Source organism: Flavobacterium plurextorum (genome assembly GCF_024638035.1).
Lineage (GTDB): Bacteria > Bacteroidota > Bacteroidia > Flavobacteriales > Flavobacteriaceae > Flavobacterium > Flavobacterium plurextorum.
Map to the genome: position 1 here is coordinate 1,171,572 of NZ_CP100442.1, position 24,954 is coordinate 1,196,525.

The 24,954-nt window shown below is 33.7% G+C and carries 20 protein-coding genes and 2 tRNA genes; 18 read left to right on the forward strand and 4 right to left on the reverse strand.

The window, feature by feature from the left end; all coding sequences use genetic code 11:
• Positions 1–53 precede the first annotated feature (53 nt).
• The 11 genes from NLG42_RS05475 to NLG42_RS05525 all read left to right on the forward strand — a co-directional run bounded on the left by NLG42_RS05475 (position 54) and on the right by NLG42_RS05525 (position 12,209).
• Positions 54–1,073 (forward strand): HAD family hydrolase, encoded by a 1,020-nt coding sequence (locus NLG42_RS05475; RefSeq protein ID WP_089058936.1) that lies wholly within the window; start codon positions 54–56, stop codon positions 1,071–1,073.
• Between the two features lie 17 nt (positions 1,074–1,090).
• Entirely contained in the window at positions 1,091–1,903 is an 813-nt protein-coding gene (locus NLG42_RS05480) for a hypothetical protein (RefSeq protein ID WP_257683210.1), read from the forward strand.
• 32 nt (positions 1,904–1,935) lie between these two features.
• Positions 1,936–3,399: a DUF1254 domain-containing protein gene (locus NLG42_RS05485; RefSeq protein ID WP_257683211.1), complete on the forward strand. Its 1,464-nt coding sequence runs from the start codon at positions 1,936–1,938 to the stop codon at positions 3,397–3,399.
• Between the two features lie 11 nt (positions 3,400–3,410).
• Positions 3,411–4,811 (forward strand): DUF2252 domain-containing protein, encoded by a 1,401-nt coding sequence (locus NLG42_RS05490; RefSeq protein WP_257683212.1) that lies wholly within the window; start codon positions 3,411–3,413, stop codon positions 4,809–4,811.
• 26 nt (positions 4,812–4,837) lie between these two features.
• The gene (locus tag NLG42_RS05495; RefSeq protein ID WP_089058940.1) at positions 4,838–5,578 is read left to right on the forward strand and encodes a DUF2092 domain-containing protein; all 741 of its coding nucleotides are present in this window, start codon (positions 4,838–4,840) and stop codon (positions 5,576–5,578) included.
• 20 nt (positions 5,579–5,598) lie between these two features.
• Positions 5,599–6,348 (forward strand): DUF6515 family protein, encoded by a 750-nt coding sequence (locus NLG42_RS05500; RefSeq protein WP_123922197.1) that lies wholly within the window; start codon positions 5,599–5,601, stop codon positions 6,346–6,348.
• Between the two features lie 254 nt (positions 6,349–6,602).
• Entirely contained in the window at positions 6,603–7,181 is a 579-nt protein-coding gene (locus tag NLG42_RS05505) for a DUF4136 domain-containing protein (protein ID WP_089053634.1), read from the forward strand.
• Between the two features lie 143 nt (positions 7,182–7,324).
• Positions 7,325–8,518, forward strand: a complete 1,194-nt coding sequence (locus NLG42_RS05510; RefSeq protein ID WP_257683213.1) for a helix-turn-helix domain-containing protein — start codon at positions 7,325–7,327, stop codon at positions 8,516–8,518.
• 58 nt (positions 8,519–8,576) lie between these two features.
• Positions 8,577–9,542 carry a SphA family protein gene (locus NLG42_RS05515; protein WP_099717790.1) on the forward strand — a complete coding sequence of 322 codons (966 nt, stop codon included), beginning with the start codon at positions 8,577–8,579 and terminating at the stop codon, positions 9,540–9,542.
• 71 nt (positions 9,543–9,613) lie between these two features.
• Positions 9,614–10,801: a BamA/TamA family outer membrane protein gene (locus NLG42_RS05520; RefSeq protein ID WP_257683214.1), complete on the forward strand. Its 1,188-nt coding sequence runs from the start codon at positions 9,614–9,616 to the stop codon at positions 10,799–10,801.
• 211 nt (positions 10,802–11,012) lie between these two features.
• A complete protein-coding gene (locus NLG42_RS05525) occupies positions 11,013–12,209 on the forward strand; it encodes a C1 family peptidase (RefSeq protein WP_089058944.1) in 1,197 nt (398 codons plus the stop codon).
• Between the two features lie 90 nt (positions 12,210–12,299).
• Here NLG42_RS05525 and NLG42_RS05530 read toward each other — a convergent pair whose 3' ends face one another.
• Positions 12,300–12,692 carry a helix-turn-helix domain-containing protein gene (locus NLG42_RS05530; RefSeq protein ID WP_257683215.1) on the reverse strand — a complete coding sequence of 131 codons (393 nt, stop codon included), beginning with the start codon at positions 12,690–12,692 and terminating at the stop codon, positions 12,300–12,302.
• Between the two features lie 381 nt (positions 12,693–13,073).
• Between NLG42_RS05530 and NLG42_RS05535 the strand changes: the two genes are divergently transcribed.
• Positions 13,074–13,763, forward strand: coding sequence for a tetratricopeptide repeat protein (locus tag NLG42_RS05535; RefSeq protein WP_257683216.1), 690 nt, complete (start codon positions 13,074–13,076; stop codon positions 13,761–13,763).
• 58 nt (positions 13,764–13,821) lie between these two features.
• Here NLG42_RS05535 and NLG42_RS05540 read toward each other — a convergent pair.
• From NLG42_RS05540 to rseP, 3 genes are all read right to left on the reverse strand, one after another.
• Positions 13,822–13,895: transfer RNA gene (locus NLG42_RS05540), tRNA-Asn, on the reverse strand.
• Positions 13,896–13,933: 38 nt separating this feature from the next.
• Positions 13,934–14,007: transfer RNA gene (locus tag NLG42_RS05545), tRNA-Asn, on the reverse strand.
• An 86-nt stretch (positions 14,008–14,093) separates the two neighbouring features.
• A complete protein-coding gene (rseP, locus tag NLG42_RS05550; protein WP_257683217.1) occupies positions 14,094–15,434 on the reverse strand; it encodes an RIP metalloprotease RseP in 1,341 nt (446 codons plus the stop codon).
• 199 nt (positions 15,435–15,633) lie between these two features.
• Here rseP and NLG42_RS05555 point away from each other — a divergent pair, with 199 nt between their 5' ends.
• The 6 genes from NLG42_RS05555 to NLG42_RS05580 all read left to right on the forward strand — a co-directional run bounded on the left by NLG42_RS05555 (position 15,634) and on the right by NLG42_RS05580 (position 24,819).
• The gene (locus tag NLG42_RS05555) at positions 15,634–16,704 is read left to right on the forward strand and encodes an NADH:flavin oxidoreductase/NADH oxidase (protein ID WP_257683218.1); all 1,071 of its coding nucleotides are present in this window, start codon (positions 15,634–15,636) and stop codon (positions 16,702–16,704) included.
• 177 nt (positions 16,705–16,881) lie between these two features.
• The gene (locus tag NLG42_RS05560; protein ID WP_089058949.1) at positions 16,882–17,922 is read left to right on the forward strand and encodes a Gfo/Idh/MocA family oxidoreductase; all 1,041 of its coding nucleotides are present in this window, start codon (positions 16,882–16,884) and stop codon (positions 17,920–17,922) included.
• 308 nt (positions 17,923–18,230) lie between these two features.
• The gene (locus NLG42_RS05565; RefSeq protein ID WP_089058950.1) at positions 18,231–19,448 is read left to right on the forward strand and encodes an MFS transporter; all 1,218 of its coding nucleotides are present in this window, start codon (positions 18,231–18,233) and stop codon (positions 19,446–19,448) included.
• 203 nt (positions 19,449–19,651) lie between these two features.
• A complete protein-coding gene (locus NLG42_RS05570) occupies positions 19,652–22,468 on the forward strand; it encodes a TonB-dependent receptor (protein WP_257683219.1) in 2,817 nt (938 codons plus the stop codon).
• A 16-nt stretch (positions 22,469–22,484) separates the two neighbouring features.
• Positions 22,485–23,834 carry a DUF5689 domain-containing protein gene (locus NLG42_RS05575; protein WP_257683220.1) on the forward strand — a complete coding sequence of 450 codons (1,350 nt, stop codon included), beginning with the start codon at positions 22,485–22,487 and terminating at the stop codon, positions 23,832–23,834.
• A 121-nt stretch (positions 23,835–23,955) separates the two neighbouring features.
• Entirely contained in the window at positions 23,956–24,819 is an 864-nt protein-coding gene (locus NLG42_RS05580; RefSeq protein ID WP_089058953.1) for a hypothetical protein, read from the forward strand.
• Positions 24,820–24,954: the final 135 nt, after the last annotated feature.

Below are 24,954 nucleotides of genomic sequence, written 5' to 3' on the forward strand. Positions count from 1 at the left end.
TAAAGCCTGAGTTATTGGTATAATTTGGGCTTTACTATTTAATGACTCACATTATGTATAGAAAATTATATCTCACAGCTCTGTTTTTATTTTTGTTTGTTTCTTGTAAAAATAAATCAGAAGAAAATACAACTGTAAATTCAAAAGAGAATACAGAAACAGTTGCTACAAGCGGTGATCCACTGCCAAGCTGGAACGACGGTACTTTAAAAAAAGACATTATCGCTTATGTTGAAAAAGTAACCAAAGAAGGAAGTCCAGATTTTATTCCGATAGAAAATAGAATAGCCACTTTTGATAACGACGGAACACTTTGGGCTGAAAAGCCTTATGTTCAGGAATTATTTGCTTTTTATCGCGTAAAAAAAATGGTTGAAGCTAATCCGGCTTTAGCGCAAAAACAGCCTTTTAAAGCTGTAGTAGAAAAAGATAAAAGTTATTTTGAAAAAGGTGGAGATAAGGCTCTTATTGAGTTAGTTGCTGCAACTCATACAGGCATGACAGAAGATGAGTTTGAAGCATCAACAAAAGATTTTTTTGCTGGCGCCCAATATCCTGGTAAAAATGTTCCGCTAAAACAAATCAGATACCAGCCTCAATTGGAGCTTTTGAATTATTTGCGTGCAAATGGTTTCAAAACTTTCATTGTAACTGGTGGAACGGTTGAAGTTGTTAGAGCAATATCTCAGGATTTTTATGGAATCCCAAAAGATCAAGTAGTTGGAACTTCTTTCAAATATAAATATGATGATGCTAAAAATACAGTTTTAAGAGAACCAGCTTTAGATCATTTTAATGATAAAGAAGGAAAACCTGTCGGGATACAATTGCACATTGGTCAACGACCTGTTTTTGCCTGCGGAAATGAAGGTGGAGCCGGCGATCTTGCCATGCTTAGATATTCTTCAGGAAACAAATACCCATCTTTTCAATTAATTGTAAATCATAATGATTCTATTAGAGAATACAATTATCAGGAAAAAGATAATTTGTCATTAAATACAGCTGCAAAATACAAATATCATGTAATAAGCATGAAAGACGATTGGAAAAAAGTATTTGCAGACAAATAACTTCTAATTCAAATAGTATGAAACGATTCAAATGGTTGTTTTTCAGCTTTGTTTTTTCTTTGGTTTACAATGGTGCAAATGCCCAAGAAGCAGATAAACCGGGAGCAAGTGCGCAAGAAATTGCAGATAAACTGGCAAATCCTGTGGCAAGTCTTATTAGTGTGCCTTTGCAGAATAATTTAAATTATGGCATTGGACCTTTTAACGGATCAAAATATACTATAAATATACAGCCGGTAGTTCCTTTTAAATTAAGTGAAAATTTAAATCTGATTACCCGTTATATACTTCCAGTTGTAGATCAAAGAGATATTACAGGAGAAAATACGCATCAGTTTGGATTGAGTGATGCAACTGTAACTGCTTTTTTTGCACCTAAAACGAAAGGGATTATTTTAGGATTTGGACCCGCTTTTTTGGTTCCCACTGCAACAGATAAATTTTTAGGCACAGAAAAATTTGGAGTTGGGCCGAGTGCTTTAGTAACGCATCAAGGCAAAGGACTTTCGGTGGGATTTATTGCCAATCAGATTTGGTCTGTGGCAGGAAATCAAGACAGAGCAGATTTTAACCAGTTTTACACACAGATTTTTCTTTCACATAGTTATAAAAGCGGCGCAAGTTTAGGTGTTAATGCCGAAATAACTCAAAACTGGGAAGCCAATACCACATTAATAACTTTAAATCCGTCTATTGGCGCCGTTACAAAAGTAGGAAAGCAAATGGTTCAATTTGCTGTTATGCCTTTAATTCCAATTGTAGGTCCTTCGTCAATTAAACCAGATTGGGGATTAAGAGCTGTTGTGGCATTTGTTTTTCCCGGATCATAGAATATTTTTTTCTTCCATTAAAAAAACATATCATGAAATTGAAAATTTTATCTTTTGTACTAATTGCCTTTTTGATATCGTGCACAAAATCAACGACAAAAAATGAAGGAACAGCTTCAGTTTCAGAAGTTGGAACTAAGATTAAAATGGATGGCGAACTGCCTTCAAAAGAATCAATTCCGGAATTATTTGATGAAATGGATTTTCAGCAGGCGACTCAAACTTATTTGTGGGCATTGCCTATTGTGGCTTTCGCCGAGTGGCAGCAACAGCACTATCAAACATTCAAAGCAACAAGTAACGATCTTGTATTGTATAACACCTATCATGACAGATTAGGAATTTTAACAGCAAATGCTACAACTCCATATGTTATGTCATTTATTGATTTAAAGGCAAATGGACCTACAGTTATCGAAATGCCGGCTGGACGTACTGCCGGAGGATTAGCTGATTTTTGGCAAAGAGAACAGGCTACAATTGGAGAAATGGGGCCAGATAAAGGAAAAGGCGGAAAATATGTTTTAGTACCGCCAACAATGAAAGATTTTAAAGCAGACGGATATTTTATAATTCCTTGCACGACTGTAAATATGTTTTTTGGTTTTAGAACTCTAGATCCAGATCCTAAAGTCACAGAGGCATTAGTAAAACAAGTAAAAATATATCCTTATGCTCAAAGAGCAAATCCAACACCAACAAAAATAGTGAGTCCGCCCGCCGATAAAAAATGGTACGGAATTCAGCCTTCTGGAATTAAATATTGGGAATGTCTTCATGCAATTTTGCAAAATGAACCAGTAGAAGAAAGGGATCGTTTTTTTATGGCTTGGCTTAGAAATCTTGGAATAGAAAAAGGTAAACCTTTTGCTCCAGATGAACGTCAGAAGAAAATTTTGATTGCTGCTTCAGAAAAGGGAGAGCAAATGGCAATGGCAAATTCTTTTAGTAAACGTTTTGCAGATGTAAAACATTGGCCAGATAAAAAATGGGATTATGTTATGATCATCAAAGATCCATCGCAGCATGCTGATAATTATGATGAGTTTTTTGAAAGAGCATCTTATTTTTATGAAGCTGTTACCTATTCAAAAGCTATGATTACTAAAACACCAAATGTTGGTCAGGCGTATTTAGGATCTTACTTTGATAATGAAGGAAAATGGTTAGACGGAGGTAAAAATTATACTTTAAATGTTCCTGCAAATCCACCCGCAGTTAATTTTTGGTCTATTACCGTTTACGATTCTGCGACGCGATGTTTGATTGATAATCCACAGCAAAATGCTGATTTATCTTCTCGTAAGGATTTAATAAAAAATAGTGACGGTTCTATAGATTTATATTTCGGACCAAAAGCTCCAGCTGGAAAAGAGAAGAACTGGGTTCAAACTTTACAAGGAAAACATTGGTTTACGTATATGCGTTTCTATGGTCCAACTACAGCGTATTTTGATAAAAGCTGGAAAATGGATGATATTAAAGAAGTGAAATAAAAATCATTCTTATGACCGAAAAAGCAGCAGATAACAACGAGAGCTTATTTGATCCTTTGGCATCAAAAGCAGAACGCTACGATAAAGGAGCAGCGATTAGAAAAGATGTGCCTCGTTCTTCTCATCACGAATGGTCAGCACCAGAAGATAGAGAAGATCCAATTGCTGTTTTGATAAAAACCAGTATTGGTCGAATTGAAGATTTACTGCCCATTCGATACAGAAGAATGATTGAATCTCCTTTTGCATTTTACAGAGGAGCAGCAGCAATTATGGCAGCAGATTTAGTCAATACTCCAAGTACGGGAATACATTTACAGCTTTGCGGCGATTGTCATTTAATGAATTTTGGCGGTTTTGCTACTCCAGAACGTAAATTGGTTTTTGATATTAATGATTTTGATGAAACTTTTCCAGGACCTTGGGAATGGGATGTAAAAAGACTCGCGGCAAGTTTTGCTATAGCAGGAAAATGGAGAAAGTTCTCAAATAAAACCAGTAAAGAATTTGCCTGGCATGTTGCAGACAGTTATAAAAGACACATGCTCGAATACAGTAAATTATCGGCACTTCAAATTTGGTATGCCGATATTGATTTGGCAGAACTTATTGAATTAGGAAAAGATGAAGAGCTAAAAGAGTTTCAGCAAAAACGAATAAAAAAAGCAGCTGAATCTACCGCGCACGAAAAAGAGTTTGCAAAAATGACTTATCTAGATGGGGTTCGGGCGAAAATAAAAGATGATCCGCCATTGATTTATCATCCATCAGGAACAGATGAAAATTATACTTTAAGAGAAGCTAAGCTGATTCATAAACGATATGTAGAATCACTTCCTGAAGATAAACAGATTTTATTAAGCCGATATACAATACATGACTTTGCTATAAAAGTGGTAGGTGTAGGAAGTGTTGGAACTCTTTGCGGAATCAGTTTATTAATGTCGGCAAGCGGTGAACCTATTTTTTTACAGTTTAAAGAAGCTAGACAAAGTGTTTTAGAACCAAATGTAAAAATTAAGGGAAAATACAAGCATCAAGGCGAACGAATTGTAATGGGACAAAAGTTAATGCAGTCGGCTTCAGATATGTTTTTAGGATGGACAAATGATGATCGAGGCAGGTTTTTTTATATCCGTCAGCTTCGAGATGCCAAAATAAAACCAGTTATCGAAATAATGAAATCAGAAAACATGGCTGATTATGCAAAAGCCTGCGGTTGGGCACTTGCAAGAGCTCATGCACGATCAGGAGATCCTTCAATATTGTCAGGATACATAGGAAACAACGATGAGTTTGCGAATGCAATTTCAAAATTTTCGATTTCATATGCCCATCAAAACGAATTGGATTATAATAAATTGGTTGAAGCAGTAAAAGAAGGAAGATTGCCTATTTCGGCAGAAATATAATTTTCGTTAATTAAATAATTGTAAGTATGAGTAAAAAAATTATGTTTTTAATCGGTTTTGCTATTATAACAATTACAATGCAAAGCCAGACAACAAGAATTGATTCTGCAGCAGTTTATATTTTGCATAGAACCACAGAATCATTGCAATACATAAAATCATGCAGTTTTAAATCGATAATGACTTACGATATTTCTAACGAAAGTCTCGGATTAATTAAGCACTCGATAAATGAAAAAGTTTCGATCAAATTTCCAGATAAACTAAAAATCACTTCAACTGGAGATAAAGGAAACAGAAGTTTATGGTATAACGGCAAGAGTTTATACTATTATTCTTTTGATAATAATACATATGCAACTGCAGCCGCACCAAAAACGGTTATAGAAACCATCGACGAAACCAGCAAAAAATTCGGAATTGAATTTCCTGCGGCTGATTTTTTCTACGAAACATTCTTAGATGATCTTAAGGCAGAAAAAGGAAACTTAATTTATTTAGGTAAAACTATTATTGACGACAAAGAATGTTTTCATATTGCTGGTGCAGATAAAAACAAAAGTTTTCAATTCTGGATTGGAAGCGATGATTTTTTCCTGCCTGTAAAAATGGTTATAGTTTATACTAATGACAAAGACAAGCCTCAATATGAAGCGGTATACAAAGATTGGGTTGTAAATCCAGATTTCCCCGATTATATGTTTGAATTTGCAGCCCCGCCAAAGGCTGTAAAAGTTCCCCTTAAGGAAAGAGAAACGAAAAAATAATCATCTAAAATTCTACAACCATGAAATTAGATTTACTAAAACATATAAAAGTATTTGTTGCTGCTGTAGTATTTGTAATAATGCTGATTGTTCCAGAATCTGCAAATGCACAACGATTTGGTCATTTTACACCTCACGCAGTAATGCCGAGACCAATGCCGATACATCCGCCATCACCACGACCAATTCCACCTACGCCAAGACCAATACCTCCAGGTCCGCGTCCAATTCCGCCTGGACCGCGACCAATACCTCCGCATCCTTATCCTAGACCATTGCCTCCGCCGCCGTTTCATCCTTATCCGGTGCCGTATCCTTACATCTATCATCCGTTTGTTCCTTATTATTGGGGACCAACATGGTATCCGATAGGATTTTTTGCGGCCACATTAACTACAGCTGCAATTATCATTTCAGTTGAGGATAATCAATACAATTATGATGATGGAGTTTATTATGTAAAAGATTCAGGCGGTTACAAAGTAGTTCCAGCACCTTTGGGAGCAACTATTTCTGAATTGCCAAAAGGTTATGTGACCATTAATGTCTCTGGTGTTGACTATTATTACTATGGAGGAACTTATTATACTAAAGATACCTCGAAATATAAAGTAGTAAATGCACCGGTAGGAGCTATAGTTACACATTTGCCGGAAGGATCTGAAGAGAAAACAATAGACGGGCAAAAATATATGATTTATAATAATGTTTACTATCAGCCAATTTCACAAGACGGCCAAGATAGTTATGTAGTTGTACAAGGTAAATAGAAAAGGTTCAACTGCTAATTTAATTTGTTTTAGAAAAGGAATGTTTGATAAAAATAAGTAAGAATATTTTGCAAACAATTATGTTAAATTAAATAAAATAATTTATCTTTGAGAGTGTAAAAATAAGCTGTTTACGAAAAATTAACATTGGTAACATACAGTTTAAGAGTTATATAGACGTTCATTCTCAGATTTTTCGGAATTTTAATAATTTGAAGTTAAACTAATTTAATCATTAATTTAAATACCACATTATGAATATTAAAAGAACAAATCTTCGCATAATCCCAATGATAGTATTGGGCTTACTTTATAGCTGCTCCCCAACAGTAAAAGTTACAACTGATTATGATCATGCCGCAAATTTTAGTGAATATAAAACTTTTGCAGTTTATGATTTAAAAACACAACAAGGTCAAGTAAACCAGCTAAATATTGACCGAGTTACGAAAGCAATTCGTGCTGAAATGATCTCAAAAGGATTTACGGAAAGTTCAAATCCTGACTTAAAAGTAAATGCTGTTTCAATCTTAAAAAATAAAACCTCAGTTTCTGCTAACACAGATTTTTATGGATATGGCGGAATGTATCGTCCATACGGATATTGGGGAGGCGGCGCAATGATGGGCGGCGCAAACACAACATTTAATAGTTATGATTATGTTGACGGCTCATTGGTCATTGATATAGTTTCTACAAAAACAGACAAACTGGTTTGGCAAGGAATAGGAAATGCCGAAATAGACAATAAACCAGATAATCCTGAAGAATTTATTAATAGTTCTATTAAAAAAATATTAGCAGGATTTCCTCCAGGCTTAGCAAAAAAATAGCTTTGAAACTTATTTCCATAACCGCTGTACTTTTCGTTTAGAACAAGTGCAGCGGTTATGAAAATGTGAACTGTAACTTTTTTTTTAAGTATTTAGATACTCAATAAAAAAGGAAGATATTCATTATATTAAGCTTAAAGCGTATGGCCGATATAGTACTTTCAATTTTCTTTTTTATAGCAGCAATTGTTGGTTTTGCAACCTCTTTTATGGTTCTGTTTTCAAAGAAAAACTACTCAAAAAGTTTTTTTCTAGGACTATTTTTGTTTAGCCTGACCGTTGTCAGTATTTACAATTTCTATTTATCGGCAAATATTTTTAAAGCCTTTCCTGATTTATTTATGATTACAAAATCATTTATTTTTCTAGCGGCTCCCAGTGCATTTTTGTACGTGAGAAGTGTTTTGTTCCCGGAGATCGTTTTTAAAAAATTTGACTGGCTTCATTTTGTACCATTTGTCGTTTACTTTTTGCTCACAGTTTTAGTTTGGATAGGAAATTATAGTGATAGTAATTTTATTGCTTATGTTTCTGCCAAAATCAACAGTCCTTTCTCTATCTTGAGTTTGGGTACTTGGTTGATGTATGCGTTTTGCCAGACTATGATGATTTTAAATTATGATTTAGAAAAATTTAAAGGCAATCATCTTCATAAAATAAAGACTTTAAAATGGATCAGAATTTATAATTTGATGATCTTGTTTTTATTCTCAACTCTCTTTGTGCATTTCTTTTTGATTAGTAAAACAGGTACTATCGATTTTTCCTGCTGTGTTTTAATTTCACTAGTTCTTATTTTTACTGTCGGATGGCTTTATTTTACGCCTCATATTTTTCATGACAAGAATACGGTTGATACTTTCGATTTTGTTGAGGATAATCTGATTACCGTTGCATCTAGAGAAGTAAAAAACAGCTTGCCAATTGTTAAAGAGTTAACTCCAGAAAAAAAACAAATCTATATAACTAAATTAGAAAGCATATTTGATTCGAAAAAACTCTTTTTGAAAAAAGATCTAGTAATTCGTGATGTAGCTGATGAAACAGGAATTTCAGTTAACAATCTTTCTAATTTAATTAACTCAGAATTTAATCTTCACTTTCAAGACTACATTAATTTAAAAAGAATTGAGTTTTTTAAAGAAAAAATCAATGACTCTGACTGGAAAGGTTTATCATTAGAAGGAATGGCTTGGGCTTCAGGATTTAAGTCTCGAACAACTTGTTTTAGAGCTTTTATTAAACATACCGGAAAATCTCCTTCAGAATATTTTAGAGTTATCAGAATTAGTCCTGAAAAGTCAACTGCCTATTTTTTAAAACAGTCTCCAAACTAAAAAAGAATTGTCTGCAGAGATTGAATTTGAAGAAGTACTAAATTTAAATTAAGAGATTATGACAACGAAATTTAATAGTTACACACAAATAAAATCAACACTGACATTACTTCTTTTATTCGCTTATTTTTTTGGCTACTCGCAATTAAAAGGCGGGCACATACTTGGATCATCTGGATTACAGTCTGGAACTCAAGCGCCGGCCAATAATTTGAGTTTGTATGTGCCGGGGTATTTTTATGAAGCCGGTTCTTTACGGAATTCTGATGGAGATAAATCAATTGCAAATCCAGATATCAACATGTTTATTACGGGCGTTGGAGCTAATTATGTAAGTGATTTCAAAATTTTAGGAGCTAATTACGGAGCAAGTATTTTATTCGCTTTTGCATCAAATACTATTCAGGGCAGTTATGTAGATTCAAAAAGTCCTTTTGCTTTTACAGATATGCTTGTGCAGCCAATTCAATTAGGCTGGCATAATAAAAGAGCAGATTTTGTTTTCAGTTATCAATTATATCTTCCAACTGGAAAATATGAACTGGGAGCAAGTAATAATAGTGGACTTGGAATGTTTATGAATGAACTTTCGGCAGGAACGACTTTGTTTTTTAATGATAAAAAAACATTTCATTTTTCGGCTTTAGCAGCTTACGAAATGAATGGTAAAAAGAAAGACACTAATATAAAAACAGGAGATATTTTAAGTATTGAAGGTGGTTTAGGCAAAACATTTTATATGATGAATGCAGAAAAAACCGCTCCAAAAGGAATACTTAATGCGGGATTAATTTACTATTTGCAGTATAAAGTATCACATGATGAAATTCCGGCGGGAACTCTGGTGCTTGAACCAAGCAAAGATAGAGTTGGAGCATTAGGTGCTGAGGTGAACTACTTTCATATTGGCTGTAAAACATCTGCAGGATTGCGATGGGTTTCAGAGATTGGTGCTGTGAACAGATTTCAAGGAAATACTTTTTTTCTAACATTGGCTCATGTCTTCAGCTTTGCAAAAGAATAGTTTAAGAAACTAATCGTTGGTTAAATGGTTGATGCTTATTTATAAAATCAATAAATCTTAAATTAATTTAAATGAAAAAAAACTATTCAGATCCAGTGATAAAAAACAGAGTTTTTTTTCAGAAATTAATTTTCATTTTTACATTTTGTCTTTTTTCGTGTCATACAATTATGGGACAAAAACAGCATATAAGTGTAAAAGATTCTCTAGATGGAGCTTTCGATTTGAGTGATTATATCATTTATGCACATGGATTTATTGTAGTCCCAACCGTTATTACCGAACCCGCTTTGGGAGGAATAGGAGGAGCATTGGTACCAATTTTTCTTAAAAAGCGCCCGCCGGTAATAGATGAAAATGGAAAAAAACGATTTATAAATCCAGATATAACAGGTGGAATTGGGATGTATACTGGAAATAAAAGCTGGATGGCAGGTGCTTTTCGTTCTGCAACTTTAGTTAAACCCAGAATATTATATCGCGTTATGGCAGGCTATGGCGATATGAACTTATCGTTTTACGAAAACAATCTGCCAAATGGGAAAGATCAGGAATTCAAACTCAATTTTAGATCTACTGTTTTTTATACACAATGGCTAAAGCAGTTTAGAAATGCGAAATGGAGTGCTGGGCCGCAATATCTTCTTTTAAATTCTAAAATAAATTTACCAGACATTAATATTCCTCCGCCATTTGTTCAGCCAGGAGATATTAAAAGTACTGTAAGTCAGCTTGGAGCCGCCATTCAGTTTGATGGACGCGATAATATATTTACACCAGATAAAGGGATAAGACTGCAGTCGGACTTTTTTTGGTCAGATGATGCAATAGGCAGTGATTATGATGCTTGGCGCGTTAACTTATCAGCAATAGGTTATTATCCTTTAACAAAAAAATTAATCGGCGGACTTAGGATAGAAGGAGAGCAGGCGTTTGGAAGTCCGCCTTTTTATCTTCGTCCAGGTATTAATTTAAGAGGAATTCCTGCAGCCCGATATCAAGGTAAAACGAGTATTGTTACCGAAGGAGAATTACGTTGGGATTTGTACAGAAGATGGAGTTTAATGGGATTTGGCGGCGTAGCAAGCGCATTTAATGATTGGGATAAAGCTTTTGCAAAACCTGTAGTTTACAGCTACGGAACAGGATTTAGATACTTAGTTGCCAGAAAGTTTAAACTCAGAATGGGAGTTGACGTTGCAAAAGGTCCAGAAGATTGGGCTTATTACATTGTTTTTGGCAGTAATTGGTTAAGATAAAAAAATATGTAAGAAGTTACTTTTTAAAAATATAATACAAAAGCCTCTGTAGACATCTCTATAGAGGCTTTTTGTAATAAATATTTTGATAATAAGATATATTAAGAAAAAATTAACAGTTGTGTTTCGCACAAATACTTTAATATTTAATTGTTTTGTAACAAAAATAAAATAAAGGCTACTAATTAGTCAACTATTTAAATCATTGATTATGTATAAAATTACGATGAAATCAGTTTTCGTTGCATCAGCATTTTTGGTTGGTGTGAGCAGCTGTTTTGCGCAGGACATTTTGGTAAATTCATTAAAGCTGAATGCAAGTGATAAAAGTAAAGAGAACTTTAAATTCACTGAAGTAATTAACTTAGGAACAACTTCTGTAAAATCTCAAGGATCATCAGGAACTTGTTGGAGTTACTCGACAAACTCATTTTTAGAGTCAGAAATGATTCGTTTAGGAAAACAACCAGTAGAGTTGTCTCAAATTTTTTCTGCAAGAAATGTTTATGTAGAAAAAGGTGTGAATTATGTTCGTATGCATGGAGCGATTTCTCTAGGTGATGGAGGTGCTTTGCATGATGTAATCAATATGTATAAAAAATACGGAACTGTTCCTAGAGAAGTTTATACAGGATTAAACTACGGTACAGACAAAAATAAATTTGGTGAAATGGGAGCTTTAATCGAAGCAGTTCTTGCGGCGGTAGTTAAAAATCCAAATGGTGAATTAACACCAAACTGGCAAAAAGCGTATGCAGCAGTTATTGATTCTTATTTAGGAAAAGTGCCGGATAATTTTAATTATAAAGGAAAAAATTATACACCACAATCTTTCGCTAAAGAAGTAGTTGGAATTAATCCAGACGAGTATATCGAAATGTCATCTTTTACAACATCTCCATATTACCAAAAAACTACTATGATGGTGCCAGACAACTGGTCATTAGATCAAGTTTACAACGTAAAAGTAAACGATATGACAGATGTAATTGACAATGCTTTGAAAAAAGGATATACAGTTGCATGGGCGACAGATGTGAGCGAGAAAAGTTTCAGCTGGAAAAATGGTGTGGCTTACGTTGCAACAAAGAAATTTGATGACATGACAGCTGAAGAAAAAGCAGATATGTTTAACGGACCAAAAGCAGAGCCGGAAATTACTCCAGAAATGCGTCAAACAGCGTTTGATAACTACACAACAACAGATGACCACGGAATGCATATTATTGGACTTGCAAAAGATCAATCAGGTAAAGAATACTATATCGTAAAAAATTCTTGGGGAGAAACAAATGACTACAAAGGTTTCTTATTTGTAACTAAGAATTTCGTAAAATATAAAACTACTGCCTTAATGGTAAATAAAGGAGGAATTCCAACTGACATTGCTAAAAAATTAGGAGTGTAAGTTTGATTCAAACTTTTGAAAAATAAAAAAGCGCTGCAATAGAATTTGCAGCGCTTTTTTTTATGATAATTGTGTTTTAAAAAGAAAGTTCTATTTCCCTTTCAACAACTTCTCTAAATACTCCACTTTATCTTTTTCAGCCTGAACCAAACGTTCGAAAAGTTCTACGACTTTATCAAGCGGGTTGAAATTGCAATTATAATTAAGACCAGCATTCACAATACCATTATCTTGATATGTATTTCCGATAATATTTAAAACCGCTTCTTCAGAGAAATTTTTAATTCCTTCAACAGTTACGCCTAATATTTCGGCAATTGCCTGAAGTTTTTCATCGTCAACTGTTTCGCTGTTTTCAATAATCGAAATAGTCTGCTGGGTTGTGCCTAAAGCCTGTGCCAAAGCTTCCTGTTTCATATCGCGAAGTTCACGAATACGGCTTATTTTTCGCCCTATATGATTTGGTTTTGTTAGTGTGCTCATAATTCAAAGATATTTAAAATTCCTGAAAAAAGGATGGGTGCTATAAAATACAAGCTATTTTTGTACGATACAATTTGCTGCGATTTCAGGACAAAACAAAAATACAATTTTTCGCACAAAAGAGATTGAAAACTAAATTATAAATGAGTTGGAAGCTGTTAAAAAAATAGGAGTATAAGTTTGATTCAAATTTTTAGAAAAATAAAAAAGCGCTGCAATACAATTTGCAGCGCTTTTTTTGTACTAATTAGTTGCTGCTTTTAAGCGTGATTCTGCATTTAAACGTTTTTTGACGCAGTTCGTAGTCATATTCAAATAAAAAGTTTGTAATGCGGTACCTTTATATAGTATTACGACCCTTTTAATCAAAATCAAATCATCATGAAAACAAATGCAGTACTTTTTAGAGTAATTGTATGCGTTTTTTCTTTTAGTTGTTACGCTCAGTCTATAGAGCAGACTATTGCTCATGCTGGAACTGGAAAAACGCAGTCAAAAGTTGATAGCAAATCAAATGAAGATCTTGTTATTGATTCTTATTTGGTTGTAGAGATAATAAATATGCCTTTTGGAAAAAGAACAACAAAGTATGAAGTTTCAAAGCTTGATATGGTATATACGAACGATCTTGGACCAAATAATACAAGAACCGTTACTCCAATATACAAAAAGGCAAAAGTTAGAAAAACAGAGATGATATTGCCGTCGAAAGCTATTGTTGATACCATGTCGCAAAAAATTAATCCAATAAAAGTAGACGTAGTTATGCCGGCATATACGGAGAACTCGGCAAACATAAATATTTTAAACACTTATGCTCATGTTTTAGATAAAGGATACAAATCTGTAGACATGCTTAAAAAAGTGGCTGACAAGTACTATTTTGAAGATAATTACGAAGAAGCAGCCAAGTACTATTCAAAGCTTATTGAACTTGAGGCAAATTTAGATGCAGTATTTTATTTTAGATATGCACAATCTTTAAAAGCAATAAGTGAAATAGAAAAAGCTGAAGAAATGATGAAGTTGTTCGAAAGTAAAAACGGGAACAATGAAATCGCTAAAAAATAAAGAATAAGGTATTGAAACAAAAAAAGACTATCGAAATGATAGTCTTTTTTTTTTTAAGCTCCCCCTCTTGGGCTCGAACCAAGGACCCTCTGATTAACAGTCAGATGCTCTAACCAACTGAGCTAAGGAGGAATCACCTTAAAGGTAAATATGTTTGCTAAAAAAAGTTGCTCCCCCTCTTGGGCTCGAACCAAGGACCCTCTGATTAACAGTCAGATGCTCTAACCAACTGAGCTAAGGAGGAAGATGTTGCTCTTTTTAGCGAGTGCAAATATAATCGATTTTTTAGTTTCTCAAAAATATTTTAACTCTTTTTCTCAATTTTTTTTTCTACTTCATAATTGCCTTGTAAATATCGTTTCCATTTGCGAACAAAAGTAACGCTATAAGTAGTACGAAGCCAACCATTTGGGAGTTTTCAAGGAATTTATCGCTTGGTTTTTTACCGCTAATTATTTCGTATAATAAAAACATCACATGACCGCCATCAAGTGCCGGAATTGGCAATAAATTCATAACTCCAAGCATAATTGATAGCAAAGCTGTGATTGACCAGAAAGTTTCCCAGCTCCAAGAACTTGGAAAAATGTTATAAATCGCCGCAAAACCACCTACTTGTTTGTAAGCTTTTGTTTCAGGGTTAAAAATCATTTTCAATTGTTTTCCGTAACCTACTAATTGATCTTTTCCTTTTTCAATTCCTACAGGAATAGATTCCAAGAAACCATATTCTTTTGTACTCACTTTATAGTATCCTAATTTCTCTAAAGATTCCATTCCTAAAGTACCCACACCAATTCCTAGCTTTCCAGCATTAGAAACCTTTACTGTAATAGGAGTTTCTTTTAAATCGCGTAAAACAACAGCAGGAATTGTTTTTCCTTTGTTTGCCTCTAAAATAACTTTAGCTTCATCAAAATATTTTACTTTTTGACCATTAAGGGATGTAATCAAATCTTTTGCTTTCAAAGAAGTGTTCTCAGAATCTTCGGTGATCTTACCCACAACAAAAGGCATTCTGATACCAATTAGTAATCCTTTTTCATATTTAGATAATTGATCAACAAAATCACTTGGAATATTAATTGTTTGTTGTTTTCCATCTCTTTCAATTACGACATTCTTAGCCATGATCACATTTATGTTCATGTCGTTGTCAAAGTTTTCAACTTTTTTACCGTCAATTGAAACAATTTTATCACCCGTTCTAAATCCGGCTTTAATCATTGCGGGATTTTCAATATAAACTCCGTCTTTCAAATCGGCATTAGCCACATACGTATCTCCATAAGCAAATGCCATTCCTATATAGATGATAAATGCAAGGATAAAGTTTACCGTAACACCACCCAGCATAATAATCAAACGCTGCCAAGCTGGTTTAGAACGAAATTCCCAAGGCTGCGGAGGCAAAGCCATTTGATCTTTGTCCATACTCTCATCGATCATTCCAGAGATTTTCACATAACCTCCAAGCGGTAACCATCCGATTCCGTATTCCGTTTCGCCAATTTTCTTTTTTAACAGCGAATATTTAACATCAAAAAATAAGTAAAATTTTTCGACTCTTGTTTTAAACAATTTTGCAGGGATAAAATGCCCTAATTCATGAAGAATAATAAGTAAAGATAAACTCAATAGAAATTGAGAGAGTTTGATAACTATATCCATTTTATAATTTTAGTTCGTATTTAACGCACAAAAGTAGCGTTTTCCATTTTAATTTAAGACCGCAAGATAACGTTTAAGGTTTTAAATGTTTGTTAATAAACAAACATTTAAATTTCTCGTTTTAACAAGATGCCGTAACTTTACGTTTTAAGATGCTGTCATTTCAATTGGTAGCACAAAACCATTAAAAGTTACAAATATGGCATCACAATTATTTTCTCCTTTAGTAATCAAAAATATAACCTTAAAAAATAGAATTGCTATTTCGCCAATGTGTCAATATTCGGCTGTTGATGGTTTTGCAAACGATTGGCATTTGGTTCATTTAGGAAGCCGTGCCAGCGGAGGCGCAGGATTGATTATTCAGGAAGCGACAGCAGTTTCGCCAGAAGCTAGAATTTCTCCTGCCGATCTTGGAATCTGGAAAGAGGAACATATTAATAAACTAAAACAGATTACCGAATTTATTAGTTCTCAAAATTCGGTTCCAGGAATTCAATTGGCACATGCAGGACGAAAAGCAAGTGTTTCGGCTCCGTGGCTTGGAAATAAAAAATTAGATGTCGATCATGACGGATGGCAGACTGTTGGAGCAAGTGCGATTCCGTATCATGATAACGAGCCATTTCTTCCAGAAGCTTTAGACCAAAACGGAATTCAAAAAGTAATTACTGACTTTAAGACAGCAACAAAAAGAGCTGTTGAAGCTGGATATAAAGTTTTAGAAATTCATGCCGCACACGGATATTTGTTACATCAGTTTTTATCGCCTTTAACAAATGTTAGAACTGATGAATACGGCGGAAGCTTTGAAAATAGAATTCGTTTTACGCTTGAAATTCTAGAAGCTGTTCAAACGGAATGGCCAAAAGATTTCCCTCTAATCGTTAGAATTTCAGCAACAGATTGGGCAGAAGGAGGCTGGAATCTTGAAGAGTCTGTAAAACTTTCAAAAATTTTAAAAGAAAAAGGAGTAGATTTAATCGATGTTTCATCAGGAGGATTGGTTTCACATCAAAAAATTCCTGTTGGTCCAGGTTATCAAGTTCATTTTGCAGAAAAAATCAAAAAAGAAGTACAGATTGCCACAGGCGCAGTTGGTTTAATTACTGAGGCAAAACAAGCCGAAGAAATCCTTAATAATGGTCAAGCCGATTTAATTTTGTTTGCCAGAGCATCATTAAGAAATCCTAACTTACCTTTAGATTTTGCCGCAGCATTAAACGACGATATTCACTGGCCGGAACAATACGAAAGAGCTAAACTATAAATTTATTTGGCCACAGATTACACAGATTAAAAGGATTTTTTTGAGTTTTTTCGCCACGAATTATATGAATTTTTACAAATCACTGTGATCGAAAACTTAAAAAACTTCGTGTAATTCGTGGCAAAAAAGAAATCCTTTTTAATCACATTAATTTGTGGCAAAAAAAACTAAAACAACATGCAAAAAATTAAAACAGCACTATTATCATACGGAATGTCAGGGAAAGTTTTTCACGCTCCATTTTTAGATATTCATCCCGGTTTTGAGTTATTGGGATCTTGGGAAAGAAGTAAAAAACTCATTCAGGAAGATTATCCAGAGGTAAAAAGTTATCCTTCAATCGATGATTTATTAGCCGATGATGTTGATTTGGTAATTGTAAATACACCAGTTGGAACTCATTATGAATATGCCAAAAAAGTACTTTTGGCGGGAAAACATGCCGTTGTAGAAAAAGCTTTTACAACAACTGTTGCCGAAGCCGAAGAACTTGCTGCACTAGCAAAAGAAAAAGGATTAAAACTAGCCGTTTTTCAAAACAGAAGATGGGACAGCGATTTTAAAACCGTTCAAAAAATAATTCATAACGGAGTTTTAGGAGATTTGGTAGAAGCCGAAATTCATTTTGACAGATACAATCCTTTATTAAGCCCAAAAGCGCATAAAGAAACTGCAAATGATGGAGCAGGAGTTCTAAAAGATTTAGGTCCCCATATTATAGATCAGGCAGTTTGTTTATTTGGCTCTCCCAAATCAGTTTTTGGAGATATCAGAATTACAAGAGAAAATTCTTTAGTAGATGACTGGATTGATCTATTATTGATTTATGAAGATTTTAGAGTGCGTTTAAAAGCAGGTTTCTTTGTTAGAGAAGCTAATCCGGCATACACAATTCATGGAAAAAAGGGAAGTTTCTTAAAATCTCGTGGTGACATTCAGGAAGATGAATTGAAAATAGGAAAGAAACCCAATTTAGAAACATGGGGAACTGAATCTGAAGATTTACAAGGAATACTTCATACTGAAATTAACGGAAAAGTGATTCGCGAAAAAGTACCAACTCTTCAAGGAAATTATTTCTCTTTTTTCGATGGCGTTTTTAATTCAATATCAAATGATACAATAGAACCGGTTACAGCGCAAGACGGTGTAAAAGTAATGCAGATCATCGAAGCTGCAATTGCAAGTAATGCAGAGAAAAAAGCGATTAACTTATAAGATTTAATCTAGTTTGTAAACATACTAAACACATAGAAACATAGATTTCTACATCTAAAAAGGAAACAATAAGAAACAAATCTATGTTCCTATTGTGTTAAAAATATTTATACCCAACGGGTTAGTTTTAATGCATCGAATCTTGTTTTTGAGTCTAGTAAAAATGAATGTTTTTATGTGTTAAAAACATTTTATAGCTTCAACTTATAAAACTACAACGTTATAACTTGTAGAACTAGTAGGGTTTGGCAGTCAATAAAATCTCTTTTTTGTACTTTTATACTGTCAAACCTAAAAAAGCGTCCATTTTGATAAATTTCAATCCATTACAACTATTCCAGACAAAAGGAAAAATCAAGAAAGTTTTTAGAGAAGCAAAAGCTTCTTACCTGAACCGAATTCGCTTTGCTGTTGGAATGTTTTATTTTGGAATGGGATTAAGTTTTGCAACTTGGGCAAGCAGGATTCCAGATATTAAAACCGCTTTGCACTTAACCGAAGGTGATTTAGGTTCTATTCTTTTCGCCTTACCAATGGGACAGTTAGTTATCATGCCATTTTCAGGTAAAATGGTCACTAAATTTGGAAGTCATCGTATTTTGGTGTTTTCTTTAATTATGTATGTTCTATGCTTGGCAAATTTAGGATTAGCAACGTCAGCTCTGCAGTTGTCGTTAGGTCTGTTTTTGTTTGGATTATTCGGGAACTTGGCAAACATTGCTGTTAATACTCAAGGTGTTTATACCGAAGTTCTTTTTAAAAAAACAATCATGTCTTCGTTTCATGGCATGTGGAGTTTTGCCGGATTTACAGGAGCATTAGTAGGATTGGGAATGTTAGCACTAAACTTAACACCTTTACATCATTTTCTCATTGTTGGCGGCGTAGTACTTTTAATGGTCGTTTTTAATTTTAAATATTTGGTCAAAGCCAAAGAAAAAATTAAACATACTGCCGAAAAGAAAAAACTGTTTACAAAACCAGACAGCGCATTAATTTGGCTTGGTGTTATTGGATTTTGCAGTATGGCAAGCGAAGGAGTAATGTTTGACTGGAGTGGCGTTTACTTTAAAGATATAGTAAAAGCACCTGGACCATTAGTTATTTTAGGATATACTTCATTTATGATTATGATGGCCGGCGGAAGGTTTCTAGGCGACGGATTGATCAATAAATTTGGACGTGAACGTGTAATGCAAATTAGCGGAATCTTAATTTCTGCGGGACTTTTTACAGCAGTTTTTCTTCCTTATATTATTCCGTGTACAATTGCCTTTATGGCAGTTGGTTTAGGTGTAGCAACTATTGTTCCCACAGTTTACAGTATGGCTGGAAAAAATCCAACTGTTCCGCCTGGAGAAGCATTAACAATCGTTTCAAGTGTTAGTTTTCTGGGTTTCTTAATGGGACCGCCAGTTATCGGACATATTGCTCAAAACTTCGGACTTCAGTTTTCTTTTGCTTTTATCGGAATCTTTGGTGTTCTTATTGCCTTTATGGTTTCTAAAATTAGAACAACAGCTTAAATGTTTTTGCCTTCAGATTTCATAAATTAATATGTAATCTTTAAATTTTGTAAGAATTTATTTTCTTTTACAATAATTTATCTATATTTGAACTCTTTGTTGTTTGTATTATCAACAAGACAAAGCTCTTTTCCAAAAGCCAATTTTATTTTTTGAATAGGATTAATATCCGAAAACAATTTTCAAAATAAATTGGAATTTTAATGGTAAAAAAATACATCATCTTTTTTATTCTAGGGTCTTTTAGTTTTGCTTTTGCACAAGAAACAATCTTTAGAGGAGTTGTTATTGATTCAAAAACGCAAAACCCTCTCGAGAATGTTGTAGTAAGCATTCAAAATTCTTCTATAACAAAACTTACTTCTAAAAGCGGCAAATTTGAACTGCATTCTTCTATAGAAGGAGAACAGCTGCTTTTGATTCACAATCAAAACTGCAAAGATTTACTTCTAAAAATTCATTCAAATTTTGGTCAGATTATATATCTCGGCGTATTACAGTTAGAAGATATCTATTCAGATGAAGTCCCTGCCGCATTGATAACTTTATTAGATAGTGATTTGTCTGATGATAACAGCTCGTCAGAAATGACTTCAGGGCTTTTGCAGTCTTCAAAAGATGCTTTTATGCAAGCATCAGCATTTAATTGGAGTCAGGCAAGATTTAGGATTCGTGGTCTGGACAGCGAAAACGGCACCATGATGCTGAACGGAATGACGATGAATAAAATCTACGACGGCAGACCGCAATGGAACAATTGGGGCGGATTAAATAATGTGCTTCGCAATCAGGATTTTTCGATTGGAACAGCAGCTTCAAACTATACTTTTGGAGGTATTCTGGGAACGCAGCAGATTTTTACACGAGCTTCTTTATATCGAAAAGGAGCACAGTTTACCTTCTCAGGAAGTAATACAACTTTTAGTTTACGCGCAATTGGAACATATGCTTCAGGAATGAATGCTTCGGGTTGGGCTTATGTGGTTTCAGCAGGTAAAAGATGGGCAGGCGAAGGTTATTTTGAAGGAACAAATTTTGATGCCGATTCTTTTTTTATGAGCGTCGAAAAGAAATTAAATAATAAACATTCTCTCAATTTTACAGGGTTTTATACGCCAAATTCCCGCGGGAAAAATTCTCCAAATACAGCAGAAGTAACTAGTTTAATGGGCGAAACCTACAATTCGTACTGGGGATTTCAGAATGAAAAAAAGCGAAATGCAAGAGTGAAAAAGGTTGAAGAACCTCTTTTTATGCTCAATCATTATTTTAAAATAAATGAAAAAACAAACCTAAATTCGAGTTTAATGTATCAATTTGGGAAAGTTGGAAACAGTAATATTGATTATCAAAATGCAGATAGTCCCGATCCAGTTTATTATAGAAAAATGCCAAGTTATTTTAGCTCACTTTATGCAAAAGATAAAGGAGAGTTTTCAGGTGAATTTACTCCAGATTATGAAAATGCAGAGAAAAGTAAAACCATATTTTTGGCAAATTCCCAAATAGATTGGAATGCCATGTATTTTGCAAATCAAAAACCAGGACAAAATGGTTACGAGCCAGCGCAAAGTCATTATATTTTATATGAAGATAGAACGGATGATAAAAGTTTTGCAGTAAATTCTAACTTAAATACTCAGATTACTCCAAATATTTCTTTTGACGGAGGCGTTACATATCGAAATTTAAAATCGCATAATTTTCAATATTTACTAGACCTTCTCGGCGGAAAATATTTTGAAGATATCGACCCATTTTATAAGGGAGATTTTTCTCAATCTGATCTGCAGAACCCAAATAGACAGGTAAAAGAGGGAGACGTTTTTGGTTACAATTATAATTTTTTAGCCAATACAATCGATGCTTTTACACAGTTTAAATTTTCTTATAAGAGAACCGATTTTTATTTGGCACAATCTTATTCGGTATCTAATTATCAAAGAGAAGGATTGTATCAAAACGGAATTTATGCCACAATATCTTTAGGGAAAAGTGAGAAAGTAAATTTTGAGAATTTTGGTTTTAAAGGAGGCTTCACCTATAAAATTTCGGGAAAACAATGGCTGTTTTTTAATGGTGCTCATCTTACAAGAGCACCGTCTCTTCGAAATACATTTTCAAATTCACGTTTAAATAATAATATAGTTAACGGAATCGAAAGTGAGAACATAAGCAGTGCCGAAGCCAATTATATGTATAGTTCTCCAAAACTTAAAATGCGGTTAACGGCTTATTATACTTTAATTAAAAACACGTCAAAAACGTCTTTTTTCTATGCTGAAGGAATTTTTGATAATGGCGCAGGTTATGATGCAACTGATGCTTTTGTAAGTCAGACTTTAACACATTTGGACAAAAAAAATACGGGAGCAGAGCTGAGTTTCGAATATCAAATCTCATCAACATTAAAAACAACCTTAAGTACCGCTTATGGTAATTATGTTTACAACAGTAATCCAAATGTATCGATTACAAATGATGCGAATGCGACAAAAAATGGAGTGCAGACTACTTTTGACTTTGGTTCCGCCTATCTTAAAAACTACAAACAATCTGGAACACCTCAAAGCGCCTTTTCAGTTGGTTTGGAATATCGTGATCCTAAATTTTGGTGGATTGGAACTAATATAAATTATTTGACAGATAATTATATTGATGTTTCTCCAATTTCGCGAACTTCTCAGTTTTACATTAATCCCGCAAATGGATTTCCTTTTCCCGAAGCAACATCTGAAAGAGGGAATGAATTATTAAAACAAGAAAAATTTGATCCCATAACCTTATTAAATATTAATGGAGGGAAATCTTGGCGGGTTCATAAAAAATATATCGGACTTTTTGCCAGCGTCAATAATGTTCTGAATTCAATGTATAAAACAGGCGGTTTTGAACAGGCTCGGAATGCAAACTTTAGAGCTTTAAATCAAGACGTATCCAGCGGAACTCCTTCGTTTGGACCAAAATATTACTATGGTTACGGCAGAACTTATTTCTTAAATCTCACAATCGGTTTATAAACGAAATTTATTTATCATGAAAAATATAATTCTAAACTCATTTTTTGCGTCAGTATTGCTATTTGTTTTCAGCTGCAAGACCGAAGTTGAAACTCCAAAACTAGTTTGTACACAACCAGATTTTACCGTTAATAAAACAGTCGAAAAGGTGTACGAGCTTTCAAGCAGTACTGCAAAACAATATTTATATGATGATATTATTGAAGCATATGTAGTATCGAGCGACGAAGGAGGGAATTTTTTTAAAACTATTTCACTGCAAACAAAAGCAGCGGTTAATAGTCCCGCAGTCGGGTTTAGTGTTTCAGTGGATGTTTCAAATACTTATATTGATTATCGCTTAGGGAACAAAGTTTATGTAAAACTCAAAAATCAATTCACAGATCTTTATTATGGAGGTTTAAGAATAGGAAGTTTATATGTTAGCAATTCAGGTGATCCTGCAATTGGCAGAATTTCCCAAAATGATTTTAAGAATGTATTAAATGCTTCGTGTACTATAATTGATGAAAACCAATTAGTAGAGCCACTTTCAATAGAAGAAGCACTTGTGGATAGTAAATTAAATACATTAATAGAGTTCAATGATGTAGAGTTTACAGAAGCAGCTCTTGATCGCCATTATTTTGAAGAATCAAATAATGTGGGAGGATCAACAAATTGGAATCTTCGTGATAAAACGGGAAATCAAATTATTTTTAGAACGAGCAGTTATGCAAAATTCGCAGATCATTTTGTGCCAAATGGAAGTGGAAAAGTTAGAGGAATTCTAACCAAATATGGTTCAGATTATCAATTGATGGTACGATCAGAAAATGATGTTGTAATGAATGGGAAAAGAAATACTCCGTTTTTTTCAGAAGATTTTCAAACAGTTAAAAACAATGTCAATTTTGCACTTCCCGGTTGGAGTAATATTGTAGAAAAAGCAACAAAATTATGGAAGAGTATCGTTTATGCAGGAAATGGCTATGCCGAATTTAATAGCACAAGCACAACAGCTGCAGAAAATATTGCTTGGCTGGTTTCTCCTAAAATTAATTTAACAGGATATAAGAATGCGGTATTGTCTTTTAGAAGTGCGCAACATGATTTAAAAGTTGATTCGCCGTTAAATACATTAGAAGTTTATGTTTCAACAAATTTTGATGGTTCGAATATAACAAAAGCAAAATGGACAAAACTGGACGCAAAGATTCCTGTACTTTCAACTCCAGTGCGTCAATTTATAAGTTCTGGCGGTATCGATTTATCATCTTATTCAGGAAATATTAATATCGGTTTTAGGTATGTAGGATCTGGAAAAGACAAAACGCTTAATGGTGCTTTTATGGTTGATGATGTAAAGATTTTTGGAGAAAAGTAAAATAGAATTAGAAATTCAGTTTTAATCTGCTGCAGAGCATTTTGACCTTTTTTAAGCTTTTAATTGTTAATTTTTGACAGAATTTTGTATTTTGGTCATCCCAAATCAATACAAAAACAAAATGAAAATCTACTTTATTGCCATCATATTGATGGTATTTCCTCTCTTAGCACATAGCCAGGACGATACTCCTGTGAAATTAAAGCAAATCAACATTGTAAAAACAAATTACCAAAACTCAAAAGACGGTGAAATTGTAAACAAGACAGTTGTATTTAAAGATGGTAAACTTCAAACAATTACCACTTCAGACGTTATTCAGCATTTTTTTTATAATAAAAATGGTTTGCTTGATATGACTGTTAAAGACAAAGTGGGCAGCGACTGGAAAGAAGTTATTAATTACACTTATAATGCCGATAATAACATTACTAAATTTGTAAAAAAATACCAGGAAGGACCTGACTATATAACAAAAGTGGTCACTTTTATATACGAAGGAGCTCGAGTAAAAGTAACTACGAAAAAAAGTACAAATCACCAGAATTTAGTTGATGATATTGAATATATAGTAGAAAATGGAATTATTGTAAGACGTACTTCTCGTGATAGAAACAAGGCAATTATCGGGAAAATCGAATATGTTTACGTAAACGATAATGTATCTAAACATAAAGGATTAGTTGGAGATAAAATTTCTAAATCATTCACTTATGATGATAAAAAATCTGTAGATCAGTTAATTGTTCAAAGCCTTTTTGGTGACAACTATAAAGTAATCGTTCCAATGATTTCTTATCATGAAGATGAATTTAGCTTTGAGTCAATTTCATACAACAACGAAATGAATTTTAGTCCGTCATCTGCTGTTTTAGTTGCTGTAAGCAGAAAATATAAATACAACAAATTAAATTTTCCAATTTCATGTTCACAAATTGAAGAAAACGGAATTGTAAAAACAGAGAAAACCTTTATTTACGAATAAATACGTTTTAAGCCATTTTAAGCCATTTGTAAACAAGTTTTATAAAAGAAAATCCTTTGTAAAACATGGTTTATAAATGGCTTATCTTTTTAAATACAATTTAAAAACCTAATTCTATAATTGTAAGTAGCAGGC